Origin of the sequence: Bordetella genomosp. 13, assembly GCF_007679965.1 — a bacterium.
Taxonomy (GTDB): domain Bacteria; phylum Pseudomonadota; class Gammaproteobacteria; order Burkholderiales; family Burkholderiaceae_B; genus Bordetella.
Map to the genome: position 1 here is coordinate 89,739 of NZ_VEHL01000003.1, position 21,947 is coordinate 111,685.

The window sequence follows — 21,947 nt, forward strand, 5'->3', positions numbered from 1 at the left end:
GATTAATCCGTATGACCAAATCCTAGAGGGCGTACCGGGGCGGCGGTATTGTCCTCGAGTACAGGTTCGGAAACTTATTTCGCGTGCGCCGCCTGGGGCTGCGACACGCCATGCACCAGCAGGGCCAATTGCAGCCTGTCGGTCACGCCGAGCTTTTCGAATACCGCGGAAAGATGGGCCTTGACGGTGCGTTCCGTGATGCCCAGTGCGACGGCGATCTCGGCGTTGGCCTGGCCGTAGGCGGCGCGGTGCGCGACCGAGGCCTCGCGCTCGGTCAGGAGCCCCTGCGTCCAGCTGCTGGAAGGCTGGCCGCGCTCGCTGACCAGCTGCAACAGGCGGCGCACCAGCGAGCGGCCCATCCAGGTCTCGCCCGCGGCCACGAATTCCAGCACCTGTCCCAGGGCCCGTGCGGGCTTGTAGCCATGGCAATAGCCCATGGCGCCGGCCCCCAGAACCAGGGTGCCCTGGTCGTCGTTGGGATTGGCGCTGGCCACCACCAGCTGCAGGCCCGCCAGCAACGCCGGCCATGACGACGCCTTCCACGGGGGCAGGCGGGGCAGGTCGGCGTCCAGTACGACCAGGGTGCGGCGCTGCTCGCGCCACCGTTCCAGGTCGGACAGGCTGGTACCTCGGGCCGGCAGCCAGCGCGCGGGGTCGAGCCCGCGCCAATGCTGCCAGAGCAGGTCGTCGTGCGTGATCAACAGGACGGGGGTAGGCATGGCGTCTCCTTCGTTCCTCCGGTCAGCGCTCAGTGAAGGCATTCTCGCGCGCCCGCAGGATCGGCTTGAGCAGATACTGCAGCACGGTGTGCTTGCCTGTAAGGACGTGCACTTCGGCGACCATGCCGGGGATGATCGGCAGTTGCTGATTCCCCACGGCACTCTTGTCGGTACGGACGCGCACGATGTAGAACGAGTTTCCTTTTTCGTCGGTGACGGTGTCGGCGCCGATCTGCTCGACCTTGCCCTTCAGGCCGCCATAGATCGAGAAATCGTAGGCCGTGAACTTCACGTCCGCCTCCTGCTGGGGATGCAGGAAGCCGATGTCGCGCGGCTGCACCTTGACCTCCAGCAGCAAGGTGTCGTCCTTGGGCACGATCTCGATGATGTCCTTGCCCGGCTGGACCACGCCGCCGACGGTGTTGTTGAACAGGGTCTTGACCGTGCCGTTGACCGGCGCGCGCACCTCGGCCAGCTTCACCCGGTCGGCCAGTGCGGCCTGGCCTTCGCGCAGCGTGGCCAGCTTGGTATTGGTGTCCGACAGCTCGCTGCGGGCGGTATTGCGGATGGTCAGCTCGGCTTCCTGCACCTTGTTCTGCGCCTCGGAAATCGACGACTGGATGCGGCCGATCTGCGCCTCGGCGCCTTTCTGGTCGCCGCAGAAGCGCGCCACGTCGCGCTGCAGGCGCAGCAGTTCCACTTCCGACACCGCGCCGCTGGACAGCAGCGGCCGGGTCACCGCCAGTTCGCGCGAGGTGAGGGCGCAACTGGACGCGGCCTGGTCGCGCTTGGCGATGGTCTCGCGCAGCTCGTCCTGGCGCTGCTTCAACTGGTCGCGCGCCACGTTGACGGTGGCGTTGATCTCGTTGGTGCGGGCCTGCCAGGCATTGCGCTCCTGTTCGCCGATCAGCGGGGCTTCCTTGGCCACGCGCTCGGGAACCACGAAGGGTTCGCCCGTGGCCAGCGCCTGCAGGCGCGCCGACTTGGCCAGCAGCGACAGGTACTCGGCATTGTTCTCGCCCAGCGAGGAGGAGAAGCGGGTGGGGTCGAGCTTGAGCAGCACTTGGCCCGCCTGGACCTCCTGGCCCGGCCGCACCAGGATCTCCTGCACGATGCCGCCGTCCAGGCTCTGGATGATCTGCACCTGCCGTGACGGTACGACCTTGCCTTCGCCGCGCACCACCTCGTCGATGTAGCCGAACGCGGCCCAGACCAGCAGCAGGATGACCGTGACCAGGCTGACCCAGAGAAGGATGCGCGAGCCGCGCGCCTGGGATTGGTGGATCACCCATTCGGCATTGCCGACATAGTCGGAGCGGTGTTCGGGCGTGCCTTTCTCGGCGCCGTCCAGGATGCGGTCGAAAATGCGCACGATGCCGTCGCGCGGGATCTGCCACAGCCTGGCCAGTGCCGAGGTCTTCTTTTCCGGCGCGGGCAGGCCGGGCCGTGGGGGATTGGGCTGTCCGGAGGGCGGCTTCTGGCCGGGTACGGTCTGCATCTCCATGTTTTTCCTCAGCTTCCCCGTCCGACGCGCCCCTGGCGCAGGGCCTCGACCACGTTGTCCTTGGCGCCGTCGGCCACGATGCGGCCGTTGTCGATCACGATCAGCCGGTCGACCAGGTCCAGCAGCGCGGTGCGGTGCGTGACCAGGATGATCGTCTTCTTGGCGCTGGCCTCGCCCAGCCGGCGGCGCAATTGCGCCTCGCTCTGGTTGTCCATGTTGCTGCTGGGCTCGTCCAGCAGCAGGATCGGTGGGTCGTTGATCAGCGCGCGCGCCACCGCCACGGACTGGCGCTGGCCGCCCGACAGTGATTCGCCGCGCTCGCCGATCACCATGTCGAAGCCCTTGGGATGCAGGTTGGCGAACTCGCTGACGCCGGCCATGTCGGCCGCGGCCAGGATGCTGGCGTCATCGGCGTAGGGCGCGCCCATCGACAGGTTGTGCTTGAGGCTGCCGTAGAACAGCAGGGGATCCTGCGGCACGTAACCGATGGCCCGCCGCAGGTCGGAGGGATCGATCTGGCGAACGTCCACGCCGTCGATCAGCACCGCGCCTTCGGTGGGCTGGTACAGCGACAGGATGAGCTTCTCCAGCGTGGTCTTGCCCGAGCCGATGCGGCCGATGATGCCGACCTTCTCGCCGGGCTTCAGCTTGAACGACACCTTCTTCAGCACCGGCTGGTCGGTGCCGGGATAGGAGAAGGTCACGTCGCGGAACTCGACCCCGCCGTGGAAGACGGGGCGATGCAGGAACTCGGCCTCGGCGGGGCGCTCGATCGGCAGGGACATGTACTTGTCGATCGAGCCCAGCGACGTGCGTGCGTTCTGGTACTGCATCAGCAGGCCGGCGATCTGGCCCAGCGGCGCCAGGCAGCGGCCTGCGATCATCGAGGCGGCGATGATGCCGCCCATGGACACGGCCGAGGCGCGCGCCTCGTACACGCCGATGATGACCACGGCGATGGACACGAACTGCTGCGCCACGCTGACGAAGCCCACGGTGCTGGACGATATCAGCTTGAGCTTCCCGCCCGTCTGCGCGATGAACTCGGTCGAGCGCTCCCAGTTGCGCTGGATGGCGCCCTGGGCGTTCAGCGTCTTCACCGCCTCCATGCCGGTCAGCGCTTCCACCAGGGTGGCGTTGCGCTGCGCGGTGGCCTGGAAGGTCGACATGGTCAGCGATTCCATGCGCGCCTGCGCGGCCAGCGACACCAGTACGATGATGATGATGGCGGTGATGGGCGGGATCAGCATCAGCGGCGAGATCCAGGCCAGCGCGGCCAGGAACAGGATGATGAAGGGCAGGTCGACCAGTGTGGTGATGCTGGCCGAGGCGATGAAATCGCGGATCGACTCGAACGAGCGCAGGTTGGCGGCGAACGAGCCCACCGACACCGGCCGGCCCTCCATGCGCAGGTCGAGCACGCGCTCCATGATCTGCGCCGACAGGCGCACGTCCACGCGCTTGCTGGCGCTGTCGACCACGTGCGCGCGCGCAGTGGTCAGGATCAGGTTGAAGATCAGCACCAGGCTGATGCCGATGGCCAGCACCCACAGCGTCTCGACCGCATTGTTCGGCACCACGCGGTCGTACACGTTCATGGTGAACATGGGCATGGCCAGCGCGAACACGTTGATCAGCAGCGCGGCGATCAGTGCGTCGCGGTACAGGCGGCGGTTCTCCATGACCGCGGCCCAGAACCAGTGCCGTTCGCGCACCTTGGCGGTCTCGGGCGCGCGTTCGTCGAAGCGGAACTGCGGCCGCACGAAGCACACCAGGCCGGTATAGCGCTGCGCCAGCGTGGCGCCGTCCAGCTCCATGGAACTGCCGCCCAGTTCGGGATGGCTGACCAGGTAGGTGTCGCCCTCGCGCTTGAGCAGCAGACAGGCCTTCTCGCCCTTGAGCAGCAGGATGGCCGGCAGCAGTTCCGGCGAAATGCTTTCCAGCGAGCGTCGCACGACGCGCGCCGCCAGTTGCGCCCGGGCGGCCGCGCGCGGCAGCAGGGCGGGAGTCAGGTGATGTTCCTCCAGCGGCAGGCCGGCCGTCAGGGCCTGGGCCGTGGTCGTCACGCCGTGGATGCGCGTCAGCTCGACCAGGCAGTCCAGCAAGGGGTCATCGTGCGTCGCCCGCGCGTCGCCGCGCCACTCGCGTTGCGGAATCGGCGGCGGGACCGGCGTGTTGGTGCTGTCGGTCTCGGCGGGCGTGTTCTCGGAACTGTCAGAGTACTTGTCCATCGTCGTCATCCAGCAGGTCGAGGTGCTCGGTCAGGCGCTTGCGCTGCTGCTTGCGTTGCGTCAGCTTCACCTGCGCGCTCGGCGGAAGATCGGTCAGGCGCAATGTGCCGTTGGCGATCAGCGAATCGATGAGGTCTTCCAGCACACGGACGAAGTCCGCATCCAGCTGGGAAAAGCCTTCTTCCTTGTTTGCCATGAGCGTTCCTAGGCGTGCGTTCTTACGGTCGCTGCAGGGTGGGATCCAGCCCGGTCCGGGGGGACTGCGACTCCATCGGGACCAGCGTCGGTGGCAACGGGCCTTCGTTGTACTTGACCTTAACGGGCTGCAGGCGCGCCGACTCGGGCAACATCGAACTGCACATCTTGATGACCTCGTCCGAGACTTCCAGCTTGCCGTTCTCTTCGGGCATTTCGTCGCGCGCGGGGCGCAGCGACAACGCCGGCAGCAGCGCATGCGACAGCGACAGCCAACGATACTGGGCGATCCGCAAGTCGTATTCCGCATTGACCAGAGAACGGCGCGACTCGAACAACTCGTTCTCGGTGTTCAGCAGGTCCAGCAGGGTGCGCTGCCCGATCTGGAATTGCTGGCGATAGGCGTCGCGCACCTTGGCGGTGGCCAGCTCGTGGTCTCGCAGGAACGGCAGCTGTGCCTGCACGCGCGTGACGTTGTTCCAGGCCACGGCCAGGTCCTGCTGCACGTTGCGGCAGGTGTAGTCGCGCACGTCGCGCGCCGCGTACTGCTGCGCCGTGGTCTGGCGCACCCGGGCCGAGTCCGCGCCGCCGCGGTACAGGTTGTAGCTCATCACCAACTGCACGCTGGAACTGCGGATGTCCTTGTATTCCGGCGAGGGATCAGTCTGGTCCTGTCCGGTGCTGGCCACGAACTCGAACTTCGGCGAGAACGCGCCCTTGGACGAGGCCAGGCCGGCCTGGGCGGCCTGCAGGCTGGCCTGCTTGGAGAGGAAGCTGGGATTGCGGCGCAGCGAGTCCGCGAAGTCCGTCGGCCGGGCAGGCAACCTGGCGGAAATGTCGGGCACGGTCAGCAGATTCGCGGGCGGCGACATGCCGGTGATGCGCTGGAAGCGCTGCGTCACGTCAAGCAGGTTGGCGGTCTCCGTCATCAGGTTGCTCTGCGCCAGCGCCAGGCGGCCGCCGGCCTGCTCCTGGTCGACGCGGCGGCCCACGCCGGATTCCGTGCGTTCGTCGATCTGCTTGAGCGTGCTCTCGTGCAGCGCATAGTTCTGGCGAGCCAGCGACTCCATGTCGCGGTAGCGCTGCAGGTCGATATAAGCCTGCACGGCGTCCATTGCGGTGGTATCGCTTACGGCCAGCAGGTCGTAGAAGCGCGCCAGCTTGTCGAAGCCCGCCTGCTTCACGTCGTTGGGCGTGCGAAAGCCGTCGAAAATGAGCTGGCGCAGCTCGAGGTTGTAGCCGGGACGGCTCCAGCTCTCGCTGCCCGAGCCGGGCACGTTGGAGCGGTATTCGCGGCCGTAATAGCCTTGCGCATTGACCTGCGGCAGGTAACCGCCGCGGCTCACGGCCTGGCCCTCGAGCGCCGAGCGGAAGTCGTGATAGCGCGCCTGGATCTCGGGATTGGTCAACAGCGTGTTCTCGACCACCTGGTTCAGGGTGATCGAACTGCCGCCCGCCGCGGTGACCGCGGCCGCGTAAGCCGGCGACGGTGTCTCGGGCATGGCCGGCATGGGCGCGCTGCCGGCACCGCCTGGGGGCATTGCCGCGCCGTCGCGCTGGGCCGGCGAGGGCGTGGCGGGCGCCGCGTCGCCGCGGGGGCCGGCGGCGGAGGGCGCCCTACGCGGGGCGTTCGCCGGCGTGGACACGTCGCTGGCCGGCGTGGCGGCGGGCGGTTGCGCCTGGGAGACACGGACGGGCGCCCGTGCGGCGGCGGTCTTGGACCGTGGCGCAGGCACCGCCTGCGCTGCCGCGGTAGCGGTGCGAGCCGGTGGCGGCGCGCTGTCGGACGTCACGCCGTCGGGCGCCGCGCTGTCGGGCGCCAGGGCAACGGCCGCCGGGCCCAGCGACACCATCTGGACCGGCAGCGAGGCGCCACGGCGCTTCGGTTCCGCGGGCCTCGCAGGGGAAGCGGGTTGGGGCGTCAGCGTCACGGCGGGCATGAACAGCGATGCCACCCGGATCGGCTCGGCTGTAGTCCGGGGGGTGGCGCTGGCAATCTCGATGTCAGTCGGCGCGCCGACGGGCTTCCTGGCGGGCTTGGCCGCCGGCGCCACCTTGCGCGCGGGTGGGGCAGTGTCGGCTGCCGGCGCGGGGCGAGCCGTCGGCCTGTCGGCCCCCGGCTCGGTCGCCACCATGCGGACCGCCTGTGCGTTCTGTCCGGAACCCGGCGCCTCGCGCCGCGCTGGCGTCGGGAAGGCGTCCTTGCTGGCGGATGGAGCCTGCCGTGGCGCGGTGTCGGCCGGGGCAGCCGCGGCAGGCGCCGAGGGCGGCGGCGGCGCGGAGAACGGGCTGGAAAGCAATGGCGTCTGGTAGGAAAAACCCGGCGCCGTTTGTCCTAATACCGAAGTACTAAATACCAGGCCGAAAGCCGCAACAATGGGAGTAACCGGAATGGTGTATCGGCCGGGCGAGGCCATTATTCGATTTCGGTATGACGATGACGCAGGCGGGACACGGCCGGAGCCGGCCATGCCCGTATCAGCCGCATTGGCCGTAGCGGCCGCCGATACTTCTTGTAAGAGGTCGCGCAACATCGTCAAACATCTCCTAAGTCGTGCGATCTAGGAAGTTTGCCTGAGGTCTGCACGATTGTGTGCAGTATGTCGCAGATATTTTCAAAGCGCGGTTTTGTTGTGATTCAGAAATAGCGATTCCTCACATTAAGTGACCCAAATCGAAAACCCAATGACGGGCCTCGTCATTTATCAGCAAAACAAAGAGTATTTTCCATGCCCGGGCATTTCCGTATTTTTGCCCGCTACGCCGCAGGCGGGTACTGTCTATACTAGTATTCGTGGTTGAGTTGTACTAGCTTTGGCCGGTGGGCATAATTCGCCCATGCCGCAGATGCCGGCGTCGCCGGTGTATCGAACACCGCCGCGCGGGCACGAGCCGGAATGTCCATTTGCAGAGCGCTTCCATGGCCCAATCCCTCTACGACAAACTCTGGGACGCCCACGTCGTCCACCAAGAGTCCGACGGTACCTGTCTGCTGTACATCGACCGCCACCTCCTGCACGAGGTGACCAGCCCGCAGGCGTTCGAAGGCCTGACGATGGCCGAGCGCAAGCCGTGGCGCATCAGCGCGAACCTGGCCGTGGCCGACCACAATGTGCCGACGATCAACCGCGCAGGCGGCATCGACGATCCCATTTCGAAGCTGCAGGTCGACACGCTGGACGCCAACTGCGACAAATTCGGCATCACCGAATTCCGCATGAACGACCTGCGCCAGGGCATCGTGCACGTCATCGGGCCCGAGCAGGGCGCCACGCTGCCCGGCATGACCGTGGTCTGCGGCGATTCGCACACCAGCACCCATGGCGCCATGGGCGCGCTGGCCTTCGGCATCGGCACGTCCGAGGTCGAGCACGTGCTGGCCACCCAGACGCTGCTGATGAAGAAGGCCAAGAGCATGCTGATCAAGGTCGACGGCGAGCTGCCGTTCGGCTGTACGGCCAAGGACGTCGTGCTGCACGTCATCGGCATCATCGGCACGGCCGGCGGCACCGGCCACGCCATCGAGTTCGCGGGCAGCACCATCCGCGGCCTGTCGGTCGAAGGCCGCATGACCGTGTGCAACATGGCCATCGAGGCCGGCGCGCGCTCGGGCATGGTCGCCGTCGACGACAAGACCATCGAGTACTTCCGCGGCCGCCCCTTCTCGCCCTCGGGCGTGCTGTGGGATCACGCCGTCACCTACTGGCGCACCCTGCACAGCGACGAGGGCGCCAGGTTTGACCGCGTGGTCGAGGTCGACGCCCGCACCATCAAGCCGCAGGTCACCTGGGGCACCTCGCCCGAGATGGTGCTGCCGGTGGATGCCCGCGTGCCGGATCCCGACCGCGAAAAGGACGACGTGCGCCGCAACGGCATGGAACGCGCGCTGCAATACATGGGCCTGAAGCCCAATACCCCGCTGACCGACATCCGCGTGGACCGCGTGTTCATCGGCTCCTGCACCAACTCGCGCATCGAGGATCTGCGCGCCGCCGCCGCCGTGGCGCGCGGCAAGCACGTGGCCTCGAATGTGAAGCAGGCGATGGTGGTGCCCGGCTCGGGCCTGGTCAAGCAGCAGGCCGAGCGCGAAGGGCTGGACAAGATCTTCATCGAAGCCGGCTTCGAATGGCGCGAGCCGGGCTGCTCGATGTGCCTGGCCATGAACGCCGACCGCCTGGAGCCCGAAGAGCGCTGCGCCTCGACCTCGAACCGCAATTTCGAGGGCCGGCAGGGCCAGGGCGGCCGCACGCACCTGGTCAGCCCCGCCATGGCGGCCGCCGCCGCGGTGGCCGGCCATTTCGTCGACGTCCGTTCGTTCCGCTGAGGATTCCAGTCATGCAAGCATTCACCCAACATGAAGGCCTGGTGGCGCCGCTCGACCGCGAGAACGTCGACACCGACCTGATCATCCCCAAGCAATTCCTGAAGTCCATCAAGCGCACCGGCTTCGGCCCGAACCTGTTCGACGAACTGCGCTACCTGGACCACGGCGAGCCCGGCATGGACAACAGCAAGCGTCCGCTGAACCCGGACTTCGTGCTGAACCAGCCGCGCTACCAGGGCGCCTCGGTGCTGCTGGCGCGCAAGAACTTCGGCTGCGGCTCCAGCCGCGAGCATGCGCCGTGGGCGCTGACGCAGTACGGCTTTCGCGCCATCATCGCGCCGTCCTACGCCGACATCTTCTTCAACAACAGCTTCAAGAACGGGCTGCTGCCCATCGTGCTGTCCGAGTTCGAGGTGGCGCGCCTGTTCGATGAGGTGAAGGCCTTTCCCGGCTACAAGCTGCGCATCGACCTGGACCGCCAGGTCGTCATCGCCGCCGACGGACGCGAGATGGGCTTCGACATCGAGCCCTTCCGCAAGTACCTGCTGCTGAACGGCCTGGACGACATCGGCCTGACGCTGCGGCACGCCGACAAGATCCGCGCGTTCGAGGCGGAGCGCCTGGCGCGCCACCCCTGGCTGGAAGGCCGGCCGGTGGTAGGCTGACGCCCGGCCGCGCCGCGGTTCGCCGCGGCGCATGGCGGCCGCCGCCCGTGTCCGCGCGGGCCGCCCGCGAGGCGGCGCACGGGCCGGCGCGGCGGCAAAGATTTTTTCGGTGGCGGCCCAGGCCGCCATCCCTGCCAGACCAACAGGATTCATTCATGACGCATCAAATTGCAGTGCTGCCCGGCGACGGGATCGGGCCCGAAATCGTCGAGCAGGCCGTGCGCGTGCTGGGCGCACTGGGCCTGCCGCTGGAAATGAAGCAGGCCGCCGTGGGCGGCGCCGCCTTCGACCAGTTCGAGCATCCGCTGCCGCCGGCCACGCTGGAGCTGGCCAAGCAGTCGCACGCTATACTGTTCGGCGCCGTGGGCGACTGGAAGTACGACAGCCTGCCGCGCGAATTCCGCCCCGAGCAGGCCATCCTGGGCCTGCGCAAGTCGCTGGGCCTGTTCGCCAACCTGCGCCCGGCCATCCTGTATCCCGAGCTGGCCGGCGCCTCGTCGCTCAAGCCCGAGATCGTGTCCGGCCTGGACCTGCTGATCATCCGCGAACTGACGGGCGACATCTACTTCGGCAAGCCTCGCGGCGTGCGCACGGCCGAGGACGGCCCCTTCGCCGGCGAGAGCGAAGGCTACGACACCATGCGCTACGCCGAGACCGAAGTGCGCCGCATCGCGCGCATCGGCTTCGAGGCCGCCCGCAAGCGCGGCAAGAAGCTGTGCAGCGTCGACAAGGCCAACGTGCTGGAGACCTCGCAGTTCTGGCGCGACCTGGTCATCGATGTCAGCCGCGAATACCCCGACGTCGAACTGACGCACATGTACGTCGACAACGCCGCCATGCAGCTGGTGCGCGCGCCGCGCAGCTTCGACGTCATCGTCACGGGCAATCTGTTCGGCGATATCCTGTCGGACGAGGCCGCCATGCTGACGGGCTCGATCGGCATGCTGCCGTCGGCCTCGCTGAATGCCAGCGGCCAGGGCCTGTACGAGCCCAGCCACGGTTCGGCGCCGGACATCGCGGGCAAGGGCATCGCCAACCCGCTGGCCACCATCCTGTCGGCCGCCATGCTGCTGCGCTACTCGCTGGACCAGGCCGCCCAGGCCGACCGTATCGAGGCCGCCGTGCGCAAGGTGCTGGCCTCGGGCCTGCGCACCGCCGACATCCACGAAAGCGGCACCACCAAGGTGTCCACCGCCGAGATGGGCGACGCGGTGCTGAAGGCGCTGTAAGCCGCCTGCGGGGCGGCCCCTGGCGGCCTTCCGGGCGCGGGCGCGCCGCCGCCGGACCGATGCGTCCGGCGCGGCGCCAGGCCGCGGCGGGTGTGCGTGGCGCAACATCCGCGCCCGATTTGCCGGCGCGCGCCGGCAACGCGCCGCGCATTCTGATAAATTGACAGAATTCCTTTCTTTTTTCACGTAGTTATCACTTTCAAGAGCTCTTCAAGATGACGCAAGCAGTAGGCCTCGTCGGGTGGCGCGGAATGGTCGGTTCGGTGCTCATGCAGCGCATGCGCGACGAAAACGATTTCGCCCTGATCGAACCCGTGTTCTTCTCCACCAGCAATGCCGGCGGCGCCGCCCCTTCGTGGGCGAATGGCGCGGGCCCGCTGCAAGACGCCTACGACATCGAAGCGCTCAAGAAACTGCCCATCATCGTCACCGCCCAGGGCGGCGACTACACCACCGAGATCTACGGCCGCCTGCGCAACGAAGGCTGGAAGGGCATCTGGATCGACGCCGCCAGCACGCTGCGCATGGCCGACGACGCCATCATCGTGCTGGACCCGGTCAACCGCCCGGTCATCGACGCGGCGCTCAAGCGCGGCGTGCGCAACTTCATCGGCGGCAACTGCACCGTCAGCTGCATGCTGATGGGCCTGGCCGGCCTGTTCAACAACGACCTGGTCGAGTGGATGACGTCCATGACGTACCAGGCCGCCTCGGGCGGCGGCGCGCAGCACATGCGCGAACTGCTCACCCAGTTCGGCACGCTGAACCAGGCCGTGCGTCCGCTGCTGGACGACCCCGCGTCGGCCATCCTGGACATCGACCGCGGCGTGCTGGCCGCGCAGCAGGACCCGGGCCTGGCGCGCGAGCATTTCGGCGTGCCGCTGGGCGGCAACCTCATTCCCTGGATCGACAAGGACCTGGGCAACGGCGTTTCCAAGGAAGAATGGAAGGGCGAGGCCGAGACCAACAAGATCCTGGGCCGCGGCGAAGCCTTCGGCACCAAGCCCACCCCGATCGACGGCCTGTGCGTGCGCATCGGCGCCATGCGCTGCCACAGCCAGGCGCTGACCATCAAGCTCAAGCGCGACGTGCCGCTGGACGAGATCCAGGACCTGATTGCGCAGGGCACGCAGTGGGCCAAGGTCGTTCCCAACACCAAGGAAGACACGGTCAAGGCGCTTACGCCCGTGGCCGTCACCGGCACGCTGGACATCCCGGTGGGCCGCCTGCGCAAGCTGTCGATGGGCTCGGAATACCTGGGCGCCTTCACTGTCGGCGACCAGCTGCTGTGGGGCGCCGCCGAACCGCTGCGCCGCATGCTGCGCATCGCGCTGGCCGAGGCCTGACGCACCCAAGCCGCGGCGCCATGCGCCGCGCGGGTCGTTCGTTGCGAGAGCACCTGCGGGTGCTCTCGTCGCATCCGGCGGAAATCCGCGGCATGACGGGCGCATTGCAGGTTTGTACGCCATGCGGGATGCCTTTACACTTTCGGGCTGCGTTTTCCGGCATCGCAGCCTCATGCCATACCGATTGACCACGGAAAACAAAACAGGGAATCCCGGCTCATGACTCCGCATCCGCGTGGCTTGCATCATGCTCCTCGTAACAAGGCCCTGGGCCTGGCGCTGGCGCTGGCCATCGGCGCCTCGGCCTGCGTGGATGCGCAGGCGGCGCGCGCGGGGCACGCGCGGGTGGTGTCCTCGCCCGGCGAGCCCATGCGCATCGAGGTGCCGCTGCTGGACCTGACGGCCGACGAGGCTGCGTCGCTGCAGGTGCAACTGGCCGACGCCGCCGCGTGGCAGCGCGCCGGCCTGCAGCCGCCCGCGCCCTTGGCCGATACCCGCGTCACGCTGGAAGGCAGCGGCGCTGCCCGCCGCCTGGTGCGCATCAGCGCCTCGCAACCGATCACCACGCCCACCATCGACGTGCTGCTGGACCTGCGCTCCGGCGCCGGCCAGCGCCAGATGCAGGTCACCCTGCTGGTGCCGGCCCGCGATGCCGAGGCGGGCGTGCGCCGCGCCGCCGTGCAGCCGGCGGCGGCCGCGTCGGGATCGGCGCAGCCGGCGCGGCGGGTCGACGACGTCACCGTGCGCCCGGGCCAGACCCTGTCGGGAATCGCCGCCCGCAATGCCGTGGCCGACGCCTCGATCTACCAGATGCTGGTAGCCCTGTGGCAGGCCAATCCGCAGGCGTTCATCCAGAACAACATGAACCTGGTGCGCGCCGGAGAGACGCTGACGATTCCCGACGCCGCCACCGTGCGCGCCATCGATCCCGCCGAGGCGCGCCGCATTTTCGTCGAGCAGGCCGCCGCCTACGAACGCTATCGCGCCCGGCTGGGCGCGGCCGCGGGAGCGGGCGCCGCCGTGCCGCGCGCCGACGGGTCATCCGGACAGGTCGACGGCGCAGGCAACGCGCGCGCCGCGGCGCAGCCGCCGGCGCAGGATCGCCTGCGCCTGTCCAATGCCGGCGCGGCCGGCGGTGCTTCGCCCGATGCCGCGGGCGACGTCCGCGCCTCCGAGCAGCGCGCCATGAGCGATGCACGCCAGCGCGTCGATACGCTGCAGTCCAACGTGGACGCGCTGAATCGCGCGGCTGCCGGGCAGGGCGGCGCCGCGGGCGGCCAGGGCGCGGGCTCGGGTAGCCAAGGCGCGGGCGCCGCGGGCGGGGGGCAGGGCGGCAGCGCCTCGGGCGCGCCGAACCAAGGCGGCGCCGCGCAGGCTTCCAGCAATGGCGCCGCATCCGGCTCGGCCGGGGCGGGCGCCGCCGCGGGCTCCGCCGCTGGCGCCGCGGCCGGAATCGCGGCTGCGGGCGGCAGTGCCGCTGGCGGAGGCGGCGCCTCGATGGGCGCCAACGGCGCCGCGGCAGGCGGCAATGCGGCCGGAGCGACTGGCGCACAGGCCGGGAATGCCGCTGGCGTCAATGGCGCCGCGGCGGGTGGCAATGCGGTCGGCGGTGCCTTCCCGGCAACGGGCGGCAACGCCCCTGTATCCAACGGCGCCGCGGCCGGAAGCGCTGCCGCGGGCGCCGGCGGCGCGGCGGCGGGGAGCAATGCCGCCGGGGCCACCGGCGTGGCGGGCGACAATTCCGCCGGCATCAACGGAGCGGGCAACGCCGCCACCAGCTCCAACAATGCGGTCTCCAGCGGAACCGCCGCCAACGGCGCCGGCGCGGCAACCGTCGGGCCGGCAGGCGCGTCCAGTGCCGCCGGCGGCACAGCCGCCGCCCCGCAGGCTGGCGCCGGCGGCGCGGCAGCGGGCACGCCTTCCGCCTCCGCGCCCGGTGTGGCCGCAGGCGCGCAATCCGGCGCCGATGCCGCCGCCCGCGCCAAGGACGGCATGCCCTCGTGGTTGGCCGACAACCTGCTGGCGGTGGTCACCGCCGTGCTGGCATTGCTGATCTTCATCGTGGCGTGGATGCTGCGCCGCGCGGGCGCGCGGCGCAACGAGGACGTGGAAGAGGTCGACTACGGCGATCCGCCGCCGTTCGACAGCCGGGCCTTCAACCGCAAGCTCGACGCGATCGATCTCGACCTCAACCATCCGCCCACCGACGAGCCCAAGCCGACGCAGGACAATGCGCCGTCCGCCACGCCGTCGTACGGAACCCGGACCTGACATGCAACGCATCGCCCTGGGCCTGGCCTACGACGGGTCGGCCTGGCAGGGCTGGCAGACCCAGCCGCACGGCCAGACCGTGCAGGACACGCTGGAAACCGCGCTGGGCGCCTTCGGCGGCATCCATCGCCCCATTCCCACCATCTGCGCGGGCCGCACCGATACCGGCGTGCATGGCGCGTCGCAGGTGGTGCACCTGGATACCGAACTGACGCGCCGCGACGAATCCTGGGTGCGCGGCGTCAACGCCTTCCTGCCGTCCAGCATCGCCGTGCAATGGGCGCAGACGATGCCGGACACTTTCCACGCCCGCTTCTCGGCGCGCTCGCGCACCTACGTCTACCTCCTGTGGCGGGGCCGCGTCCGTCCGCCGCTGTGGGCCGGCCGCGCAGGCTGGTGCTTTCAGCCGCTGGACCTGGATGCCATGCGCCAGGCCGCGCAAGCGCTGCTGGGCGAACATGACTTCTCGAGCTTCCGCTCCTCTCAATGCCAGGCGCGCCATCCGGTGCGCACCATGCATCGCCTGGACATCGAGGAGCGCGGCCCGTTCATCGTCTTCACGCTGCGCGCCAACGCCTTCCTGCACCACATGGTGCGCAACCTGATCGGCGCGCTGCTGCAGGTCGGGCAGGGCCGCGAGGGCGTGGCGTGGCTGGGCCAGTTGCTGCAGGCGCGCGATCGGCGGCTGGGGGCGCCGACCTTCATGCCCGACGGCCTGTACCTGGCCGACATCGAGTACCCGGACGAGTTCGATTTGCCGCCGTTCGATCCCGCCACCACGCAGCTGGCGCCGTTCCTCGGCTGACCCACCGGATGCCGTACACTGGCATCGGCGTTATCCGTTGCGACTTCGAACTCTCATGCGTACCCGAATCAAGATCTGCGGCCTGACCCGCGAGGCGGACCTCGACGCCGCCGTGCAGGCCGGCGCCGACGCCATCGGCTTCGTTTTCCATCCCGGCAGCAGGCGCTACGTGTCGCCCGCGCGCGCGGCCGAGCTGCGCCGCCGCGTGCCGGCCTTCGTCGACGTGGTGGCCTTGACCGTGAACGCCAGCCAGGACGAGCTGCGCGCCATACTGGGCGAAGTCGGTCCGGACCTGCTGCAATTCCACGGCGACGAGACGCCCGAGCAGTGCAGTCTTGCTGGCCACCGCTATCTGCGCGCCTTTCGCGTCGGCGCTCCGGGACTGGACAGCGCCCATGCGCTGGCTGCCCATTGCGCGCAGTACGGCGACGCGGCTGGCTGGCTATTCGACAGCTACAGCACCGGCTACGGCGGCAGCGGCCAGGGTTTTGATCGCGCCTTGCTGGCCGGCGTGCAGGCCGCGTCCGACAGCCGCGCCCTGGTGCTGGCCGGCGGCCTGACGCCCGACAACGTCGCCGACGCCGTGCGTGCCGTGCGCCCGTGGGCAGTGGACGTCAGCAGCGGAGTGGAAGAGGGCCCGGGCCTGAAATCCAGCGATCGCGTGAAAAAGTTCATCGACGCCGTTAACTTTTGCGCCCGCTGACTTGCAAAGCAAAAAAAGCCCATATATAATCTTTCTTCTTCGCAGCTCACACACAAAACGAGCTGCAAACTGGTAGAAATACCAGTCTGGCAGTACTACAGGCGGTTAGCTCAGATGGTTAGAGCGCCACGTTGACATCGTGGAGGTCGTTGGTTCGATTCCAATACCGCCTACCAAGAATTGAATCCAGCACTGCCAAGTGCTGACATAAAAAGCCGCTAAGTCATTCGCTTGGCGGCTTTTTTGCTTTTCCTTTGCTCGTCCAGCAGCATCCGCGGCATTCGGCCTCGTTCCGAATGCCGCGCGCTCCGCAATGCCTCGGATCGCCTTCAGCCTACTTGCACTGCTGCAACGCGATCTCGCTGATCGAATTCAACCGTGCCCGGATGTGTGTCTTCAATGCTTCCGGCACGCGCTCGTCGTTGTAGATGTTCGTCAGCATCGTGTGCATGCTGCGGTTGGCCGCCTCGATGGTGGGCTTGTCCTTTGCGACCAGGAACATCAGCAGGCCTAGCGCGGTGACGTCGGCGATGGAATTTGCGGCGTACGTGGTGATATCGACACCTGGGTCCGACATGGGTGTTCTCCGGCAAACGGTGGATGAAGAGCGATCGGCGCCGCCGCGCAAGCGACGGCACCGATGAAAGAGGGCGCAACGGTAGCACGGTTTGCGCGGCCCTCAGGGTTCGTGCTCGCGGGGGACGGCCGGCGCGGGATAGGCGCTGCCCAGCGCCGTCCGCAGGTCGTTTTCCAACTGCGCCAGCACGGCCAGCAGCGCCTGCACATCGGGGATGGCCGTCGCGCACGCGCCATGCGGCGAGCGAGCCAGTTCCACGCGGCTGTACTCGAAGGTGGCCAGCAAGGGATGCGCCGGCGCGCACAGCAGCCGCGCCGCGCCCTCGATGTAGTGGATGTGCTGGGCCGCCGCGACGCGGTCGTCGCGGCCCAGGGCCTCGCGCAGCCGCTGCCGGTCCTCGCGCAGATGCGTCAGCGCCATGGTGAGCAGGCCGCGGCGGCGCGCGGGGTCCGGGCACAGCAGGCGCAGGCGCGGCAGGTCGAGCAGGCGGGGCGCGAAGGCGGAGGCGGGCATCGGCGCTACTCGATGATGTTGCGCCTGAATTTTTCTTTCAGGTACAGGGCCAGCGCCAGGTCGTCGGCCAGCCCCAGTTTGCGCATGGCGCGGCGCTTGTGCGTGCTGACGGTCTTCTTGCTGCGGACCAGGCGCGTGGCGACCTGGGTGACCGACAGGCCCAGCGAGATGTGCCGCAGGATCTCGGTTTCCGCGGCCGTGAGCCGGGCGTCGGGATGCTGCGGTTCGGCACGATGCACGCGGCCATACGAACTGACGTAGAAGTTGCGCGGATCGCCGATGGTGGCGCGGATCATGTCGGGGATGGTGTGCGGCGGTTCGGTCTTGGACAGATAGCCGTTGGCGCCGGCGCGATAGGCGGCGTATTCGGTGTCCTGCACGCGGCCGGCGGACAGCGTGATGACGGCCATGGCGGGATGCAGGCGGCGCAGGCGGCGGATGAAGTCCATGCCGTCCCAGGGATCGTTCGGCAGGTAGTAGTCGACCACCGCGACGTCACAGGGCGCGTGCCGCAGGTTGGCGACCAGGGTCTCGGCCGAGGTGTCGGCATGGACGACGTCGAGGTCGGCATTGCCGCGCAGGAAGGACGCGATGCCCATGGTGGTGACGGGATGGTCGTCCAGGATGGCGACGCGTACGCGGTGGCTGGGCCTCGACAGCAGCATGTAGCGGCGGCCGCCGGATAGGGGGGTATCTGCTTCGCAGAGGTGGCGGGATGGGGTCTGGATGGGTGCGTGATGAAGTTGGGTCATGGGTGGGATGCGGCAAACGGCGGGACATCGAGAACATGCGACTTGCTTGACGAGGGCGTGCTTTGCGAGGTAGGTAACGGCATGTTACGTTTCTGTCGCGTCAGGGCTTGATTGGCGCTGAAAATCAGACAAAGTGACGCCGTGGATGCGACAAAAAGGCAATCGATTCCCGGCTTCTCATCAAGTGCTACAATTGGTGCAATCTGCGACCGACTTATTCCGGTGTCATGTCCTGAATACCGGAACATCGGTCGTCACCCCGACGCCATTCCTCATTACCATGCCGCTTTCGACGTCCGCACGAACTACGCCCGGATACTTTCGCCTCATGTCGCGTCAGTAATCACCAAGTCGGGTCCCGCGTGTCGCCTCAGACAGCAGCCCAGCAAGGCAAACAGATCGAACGCGGCTAAAGGCCGCGTTCTTCGTTTCTCATCCCAGGAAGTGCTCCGATGGTTCAAATCACATTGCCCGATGGTTCCCAGCGCCAGTATCCCGGCCCGGTCACGGTCGCCGAGGTCGCTCAGTCCATCGGCACCGGACTGGCCAAGGCCGCGCTGGGCGGCAAGATCGCGCAGGCGGGCGCCGAGCCGCGCCTGGTCGACACCAGTTTCCGCATCGACCACGACGCGAGCCTGGCCATCGTCACTGCCAAGGATGCCGACGGCCTGGACCTGATCCGCCACTCCACGGCCCACCTGCTGGCGTATGCGGTGAAAGAGCTGTTCCCGGACGCCCAGGTCACCATCGGTCCGGTCATCGACAACGGTTTCTACTACGACTTCTCGTACAAGCGTCCCTTCACGCCCGAAGACCTGGAAGCCATCGAGAAGAAGATGGCCGAGCTGGTGAAGAAGGACGAGGTCGTCACGCGCGAGGAATGGACGCGCGACGACGCCGTCAAGTTCTTCGAAAGCATCGGCGAGCACTACAAGGCCGAGATCATCGCGTCGATCCCGTCCAACGAGACGCTCAGCCTGTATCGCGAAGGCCAGTTCATCGACCTGTGCCGTGGCCCCCACGTGCCGTCCACGGGCAAGCTGAAGGTCTTCAAGCTGATGAAGGTGGCGGGCGCCTACTGGCGCGGCGACAGCAACAACGAGATGCTCCAGCGCATCTACGGCACGGCCTGGGGATCGAAGGAAGACCAGGAGGCCTACCTGCACATGCTGGCCGAGGCCGAGCGCCGCGACCACCGCAAGATCGGCCGCGACCTCGACCTATTCCATTTCCAGGACGAGGCGCCGGGCCTGCTGTTCTGGCATCCCAAGGGCTGGACCCTGTGGCAGCAGGTCGAGCAGTACATGCGCGCCGTGTATCGCGACAACGGCTACCAGGAAGTGAAAGCGCCGCAGATCCTCGACCTGTCGCTGTGGAAGAAGACGGGCCACTGGGACAACTACCGCGAGAACATGTTCACGACCGAGTCGGAGAACCGCGTCTACGGCCTGAAGCCCATGAACTGCCCGGGCCACGTGCAGATCTTCAACTCGGGCCTGCATTCGTACCGCGAGCTGCCCCTGCGCTACGGCGAGTTCGGCCAGTGCCACCGCAACGAGCCCTCGGGTTCGCTGCACGGCATGATGCGCGTGCGCGGCTTCACGCAGGACGATGGCCACATCTTCTGTACCGAAGACCAGATGCAGGAAGAGTGCGCCAACTTCACGGCGCTGCTGCAGCAGGTCTACCGCGACTTCGGCTTCCACGAAGTGCTGTACAAGGTGGCCACGCGCCCCGAGAAGCGCATCGGCAGCGACGAGACCTGGGACAAGGCCGAGCAGGCCCTGATGGACAGCCTGCGCCGCACTGGCTGCGAGTTCGAGATCTCGCCCGGAGAGGGCGCGTTCTACGGTCCCAAGATCGAATACACGCTGAAGGACGCCATCGGCCGCCACTGGCAGTGCGGCACGATCCAGGTCGATTTCTCCATGCCCGTGCGCCTGGGCGCCGAGTACGTGGACCAGAATGACCAGCGCCGCCCGCCCGTGATGCTGCACCGCGCCATCCTGGGTTCGCTGGAGCGTTTCATCGGCATGCTGATCGAGAACCACGCCGGCGCGATGCCGCCCTGGCTGGCTCCCGAGCACGCCGTTGTATGCTGCATTTCCGAGCCTTCGGCGGACTATGCAGCGCAAATAACACAAACCCTGAAAAAACAAGGCTTTAGGGTGCAGGCCGATTTGCGCGGTGAAAAAATCACTCGTAAAATCCGGGAGCATAGCCTGCAAAAGGTTCCGTATATCCTCGTCGTAGGCGACAAGGAGATGCAGAATGGGACTGTTGCGGTTCGCGGTTTTGGCAATCTCGACCTCGGCGTGATGCCGCTCGATGCCTTCATCGAGCGTCTGTCCGAAGACATCGCCACCCGCCGTTCCGTGCAGCAGCCCCAAAGCAGCGCCGTCTAATCTTTAGGAGTCGTCAACATCGCCACTGAAAAAAGCATACGCATCAACGGTGAAATCCGCGTGCCCGAGGTGCGTCTGATAGGTCTGGAAGGAGAGCAGCTGGGCATCGTCAAGATCGCCGATGCGTTCCGTCTCTCCGAGCAAAGCGACGTGGATCTGGTGGAAATCGCGCCCAATGCCGAACCGCCGGTCTGCCGCCTGATGGACTACGGTAAGTTCAAATATCAGGAGCAGAAGCGCCAGGCCGAGGCCCGATCGAAGCAGAAGGTCATCCAGGTCAAGGAAGTCAAGTTCCGTCCCGCCACCGACGAGGGAGACTACCAAGTCAAGCTGCGCAACCTGCGCCGCTTCCTCGAGGAAGGCGACAAGGCCAAGATCACGCTGCGCTTCCGCGGTCGTGAAATGGCTCACCAGGAACTGGGCATGCGCGTGCTCGAACGCGTGCGCGACGACCTGACCGAACTGGCCCAGGTCGAGGCGATGCCCAAGCTGGAAGGCCGCCAGATGGTCATGGTGCTGGCCCCTCGCAAGAAGGCCGGCAAGACCGACGCGGCTTGAACGACGAACGGCCCGGCCGCCTGCGGCGCCGGGCCGTATGTTTTCCTGCCCGGGGCATGCCGTGTTCCGGCCGCACCTTGTGCGCCGGGCCTTGCGCTTGTGCCTCGCACGCCCCATTTAAGCTACCATGACCGTCTGTGTCCGCCTTTGGGGCGGAGGTAACAAGCGGGTGTACCCATGCATGTCCTGTTCGTCATCGATCCCTTGCCGCTGCTGAAGGCGTACAAGGACAGTTCCGTCGCCATGATGCGCGCGCTGGTCGCGCGCGGGCACACGCTCAGCGTGGCCCTGCAGGGCGATCTGTACATCGATGAAGGCATCGTCAACGCCCGCGCCACCGCCATCGAGCTGGTGGAAGGCGCCGACCTGCACGAGCATTCGTGGTGGAAGGACGCCGCGCCGGCGCAGGACCAGCCGCTGTCGGCCTTCGACGCCGTGGTCATGCGCAAGGACCCGCCCTTCGACATGGAATACGTGTATTCCACGCATCTGCTCGAATACGCGCAGGCGCAGGGCGCGCGCGTGTTCAACAGCGGCGCGGCCATCCGCAACCACCCCGAAAAGCTCACCATCACCGAATTCGCCGACCTGGCCACGCCCACGCTGGTGACGCGCGACATGGAGCGCCTGAAGGCGTTCCACGCGCAGCACCAGGACGTGATCGTCAAGCCGCTGGACGGCATGGGCGGCACGGGCATCTTCCGCCTGCGCGCCGAAGAGCCCAACCGCAACGCCATCCTGGAGACCCTGACCGACAACGGCCAGCGCACCATCATGGCGCAGCGCTACATTCCCGAGATCGTCAAGGGCGACAAGCGTATCCTGCTGATCGGCGGCGAACCCGTGCCGTATTGCCTGGCGCGCATTCCGCTGGCCGGCGAGACGCGCGGCAACCTGGCGGCCGGCGGCCGGGGCGTGGCGCAGCCGCTGTCCGACCGCGACCGCCAGATCGCCGTCACCGCGGCCGAGCGCCTGGCCGGCCGCGGCCTGCTGCTGGTGGGCCTGGACGTCATCGGCGACTACGTCACCGAAGTCAATGTCACCAGCCCGACCTGCTTCGTCGAGATCACCGAACAAACCGGTTTCAACGTAGGAGAGATGTTCGCCAAGGCGCTCGAGCGCGCCGTCGGCTGAAGTCTCCATATCCGCC

At 67.5% G+C, this 21,947-nt stretch carries 19 protein-coding genes and 1 tRNA gene; 12 read left to right on the top strand and 8 right to left on the bottom strand.

Annotation, left to right across the window (positions count from 1 at the left end):
- Positions 1–74 precede the first annotated feature (74 nt).
- From FS845_RS09160 to FS845_RS09180, 5 genes are read right to left on the bottom strand one after another with little or no spacing between them, the layout of a single operon-like run.
- A complete protein-coding gene (locus FS845_RS09160) occupies positions 75–719 on the bottom strand; it encodes a helix-turn-helix transcriptional regulator (protein WP_144633313.1) in 645 nt (214 codons plus the stop codon).
- Positions 720–741: 22 nt separating this feature from the next.
- Positions 742–2,217: an HlyD family type I secretion periplasmic adaptor subunit gene (locus FS845_RS09165; protein ID WP_144633316.1), complete on the bottom strand. Its 1,476-nt coding sequence runs from the start codon at positions 2,215–2,217 to the stop codon at positions 742–744.
- 14 nt (positions 2,218–2,231) lie between these two features.
- Complete coding sequence (locus FS845_RS09170; protein WP_144633319.1) at positions 2,232–4,454, bottom strand: type I secretion system permease/ATPase; 2,223 nt, start codon at positions 4,452–4,454, stop codon at positions 2,232–2,234.
- Positions 4,438–4,650, bottom strand: a complete 213-nt coding sequence (locus tag FS845_RS09175; RefSeq protein WP_144633323.1) for a hypothetical protein — start codon at positions 4,648–4,650, stop codon at positions 4,438–4,440. The genes FS845_RS09170 and FS845_RS09175 overlap by 17 nt, the downstream gene beginning before the upstream one ends.
- Positions 4,651–4,672: 22 nt before the next feature.
- Complete coding sequence (locus tag FS845_RS09180; RefSeq protein ID WP_260986243.1) at positions 4,673–6,151, bottom strand: TolC family outer membrane protein; 1,479 nt, start codon at positions 6,149–6,151, stop codon at positions 4,673–4,675.
- Here FS845_RS09180 and FS845_RS26475 point away from each other — a divergent pair.
- The 9 genes from FS845_RS26475 (at position 6,150) to FS845_RS09225 (ending at position 16,168) form a co-directional block, all read left to right on the top strand.
- On the top strand, positions 6,150–6,962 hold the full coding sequence (locus FS845_RS26475; protein WP_186332218.1) for a hypothetical protein: 813 nt from the start codon (positions 6,150–6,152) through the stop codon (positions 6,960–6,962). The genes FS845_RS09180 and FS845_RS26475 overlap by 2 nt on opposite strands.
- 607 nt (positions 6,963–7,569) lie before the next feature.
- Positions 7,570–8,973 (top strand): 3-isopropylmalate dehydratase large subunit, encoded by a 1,404-nt coding sequence (leuC, locus tag FS845_RS09190; protein WP_144633329.1) that lies wholly within the window; start codon positions 7,570–7,572, stop codon positions 8,971–8,973.
- A gap of 11 nt (positions 8,974–8,984) precedes the next feature.
- A complete protein-coding gene (gene leuD / locus FS845_RS09195; protein WP_144633332.1) occupies positions 8,985–9,638 on the top strand; it encodes a 3-isopropylmalate dehydratase small subunit in 654 nt (217 codons plus the stop codon).
- A 155-nt stretch (positions 9,639–9,793) separates the two neighbouring features.
- Entirely contained in the window at positions 9,794–10,867 is a 1,074-nt protein-coding gene (gene leuB / locus FS845_RS09200) for a 3-isopropylmalate dehydrogenase (protein ID WP_144633335.1), read from the top strand.
- A 215-nt stretch (positions 10,868–11,082) separates the two neighbouring features.
- Positions 11,083–12,213, top strand: a complete 1,131-nt coding sequence (gene asd / locus FS845_RS09205; RefSeq protein ID WP_144633338.1) for an aspartate-semialdehyde dehydrogenase — start codon at positions 11,083–11,085, stop codon at positions 12,211–12,213.
- A 219-nt stretch (positions 12,214–12,432) separates the two neighbouring features.
- Positions 12,433–14,484 carry a FimV family protein gene (locus tag FS845_RS09210; RefSeq protein ID WP_144633341.1) on the top strand — a complete coding sequence of 684 codons (2,052 nt, stop codon included), beginning with the start codon at positions 12,433–12,435 and terminating at the stop codon, positions 14,482–14,484.
- A 1-nt stretch (position 14,485) separates the two neighbouring features.
- The gene (gene truA, locus FS845_RS09215) at positions 14,486–15,289 is read left to right on the top strand and encodes a tRNA pseudouridine(38-40) synthase TruA (protein WP_144633344.1); all 804 of its coding nucleotides are present in this window, start codon (positions 14,486–14,488) and stop codon (positions 15,287–15,289) included.
- Between the two features lie 55 nt (positions 15,290–15,344).
- Positions 15,345–15,992, top strand: coding sequence for a phosphoribosylanthranilate isomerase (locus FS845_RS09220; protein ID WP_144633347.1), 648 nt, complete (start codon positions 15,345–15,347; stop codon positions 15,990–15,992).
- Positions 15,993–16,091: 99 nt separating this feature from the next.
- Positions 16,092–16,168, top strand: a tRNA-Val gene (locus FS845_RS09225).
- A 158-nt stretch (positions 16,169–16,326) separates the two neighbouring features.
- Here the strand turns inward: FS845_RS09225 and FS845_RS09230 are convergent.
- From FS845_RS09230 to FS845_RS09240, 3 genes are all read right to left on the bottom strand, one after another.
- The gene (locus tag FS845_RS09230; RefSeq protein ID WP_144633350.1) at positions 16,327–16,569 is read right to left on the bottom strand and encodes a hypothetical protein; all 243 of its coding nucleotides are present in this window, start codon (positions 16,567–16,569) and stop codon (positions 16,327–16,329) included.
- A gap of 102 nt (positions 16,570–16,671) precedes the next feature.
- Positions 16,672–17,082 carry a hypothetical protein gene (locus FS845_RS09235; RefSeq protein WP_144633353.1) on the bottom strand — a complete coding sequence of 137 codons (411 nt, stop codon included), beginning with the start codon at positions 17,080–17,082 and terminating at the stop codon, positions 16,672–16,674.
- 5 nt (positions 17,083–17,087) lie between these two features.
- Positions 17,088–17,747 (bottom strand): response regulator transcription factor, encoded by a 660-nt coding sequence (locus tag FS845_RS09240; protein WP_186332244.1) that lies wholly within the window; start codon positions 17,745–17,747, stop codon positions 17,088–17,090.
- Between the two features lie 539 nt (positions 17,748–18,286).
- Between FS845_RS09240 and thrS the strand changes: the two genes are divergently transcribed.
- The 3 genes from thrS (at position 18,287) to gshB (ending at position 21,931) form a co-directional block, all read left to right on the top strand.
- Positions 18,287–20,239 carry a threonine--tRNA ligase gene (gene thrS, locus FS845_RS09245; protein ID WP_144633359.1) on the top strand — a complete coding sequence of 651 codons (1,953 nt, stop codon included), beginning with the start codon at positions 18,287–18,289 and terminating at the stop codon, positions 20,237–20,239.
- Positions 20,240–20,299: 60 nt separating this feature from the next.
- Complete coding sequence (gene infC / locus FS845_RS09250; RefSeq protein ID WP_260986223.1) at positions 20,300–20,797, top strand: translation initiation factor IF-3; 498 nt, start codon at positions 20,300–20,302, stop codon at positions 20,795–20,797.
- A 177-nt stretch (positions 20,798–20,974) separates the two neighbouring features.
- A complete protein-coding gene (gene gshB / locus FS845_RS09255; protein ID WP_144633365.1) occupies positions 20,975–21,931 on the top strand; it encodes a glutathione synthase in 957 nt (318 codons plus the stop codon).
- Positions 21,932–21,947 lie beyond the last annotated feature (16 nt).

Excerpts from the sequence above, each read along its gene's own strand:
- asd (WP_144633338.1), top strand. The coding sequence starts at position 11,083 with ATGACGCAAGCAGTAGGCCTCGTCGGGTGGCGCGGAATGGTCGGTTCG.
- FS845_RS09160 (WP_144633313.1), bottom strand. The coding sequence starts at position 719 with ATGCCTACCCCCGTCCTGTTGATCACGCACGACGACCTGCTCTGGCAG.
- gshB (WP_144633365.1), top strand. The coding sequence starts at position 20,975 with ATGCATGTCCTGTTCGTCATCGATCCCTTGCCGCTGCTGAAGGCGTAC.
- FS845_RS09220 (WP_144633347.1), top strand. The coding sequence starts at position 15,345 with ATGCGTACCCGAATCAAGATCTGCGGCCTGACCCGCGAGGCGGACCTC.
- FS845_RS09175 (WP_144633323.1), bottom strand. The coding sequence starts at position 4,650 with ATGGCAAACAAGGAAGAAGGCTTTTCCCAGCTGGATGCGGACTTCGTC.
- thrS (WP_144633359.1), top strand. The coding sequence starts at position 18,287 with ATGGTTCAAATCACATTGCCCGATGGTTCCCAGCGCCAGTATCCCGGC.
- FS845_RS26475 (WP_186332218.1), top strand. The coding sequence starts at position 6,150 with ATGGCCGGCATGGGCGCGCTGCCGGCACCGCCTGGGGGCATTGCCGCG.
- leuC (WP_144633329.1), top strand. The coding sequence starts at position 7,570 with ATGGCCCAATCCCTCTACGACAAACTCTGGGACGCCCACGTCGTCCAC.
- FS845_RS09180 (WP_260986243.1), bottom strand. The coding sequence starts at position 6,151 with ATGCCCGAGACACCGTCGCCGGCTTACGCGGCCGCGGTCACCGCGGCG.
- FS845_RS09235 (WP_144633353.1), bottom strand. The coding sequence starts at position 17,082 with ATGCCCGCCTCCGCCTTCGCGCCCCGCCTGCTCGACCTGCCGCGCCTG.
- FS845_RS09240 (WP_186332244.1), bottom strand. The coding sequence starts at position 17,747 with ATGCTGCTGTCGAGGCCCAGCCACCGCGTACGCGTCGCCATCCTGGAC.
- FS845_RS09230 (WP_144633350.1), bottom strand. The coding sequence starts at position 16,569 with ATGTCGGACCCAGGTGTCGATATCACCACGTACGCCGCAAATTCCATC.
- FS845_RS09170 (WP_144633319.1), bottom strand. The coding sequence starts at position 4,454 with ATGGACAAGTACTCTGACAGTTCCGAGAACACGCCCGCCGAGACCGAC.
- leuD (WP_144633332.1), top strand. The coding sequence starts at position 8,985 with ATGCAAGCATTCACCCAACATGAAGGCCTGGTGGCGCCGCTCGACCGC.
- leuB (WP_144633335.1), top strand. The coding sequence starts at position 9,794 with ATGACGCATCAAATTGCAGTGCTGCCCGGCGACGGGATCGGGCCCGAA.
- truA (WP_144633344.1), top strand. The coding sequence starts at position 14,486 with ATGCAACGCATCGCCCTGGGCCTGGCCTACGACGGGTCGGCCTGGCAG.
- FS845_RS09210 (WP_144633341.1), top strand. The coding sequence starts at position 12,433 with ATGACTCCGCATCCGCGTGGCTTGCATCATGCTCCTCGTAACAAGGCC.
- FS845_RS09165 (WP_144633316.1), bottom strand. The coding sequence starts at position 2,217 with ATGCAGACCGTACCCGGCCAGAAGCCGCCCTCCGGACAGCCCAATCCC.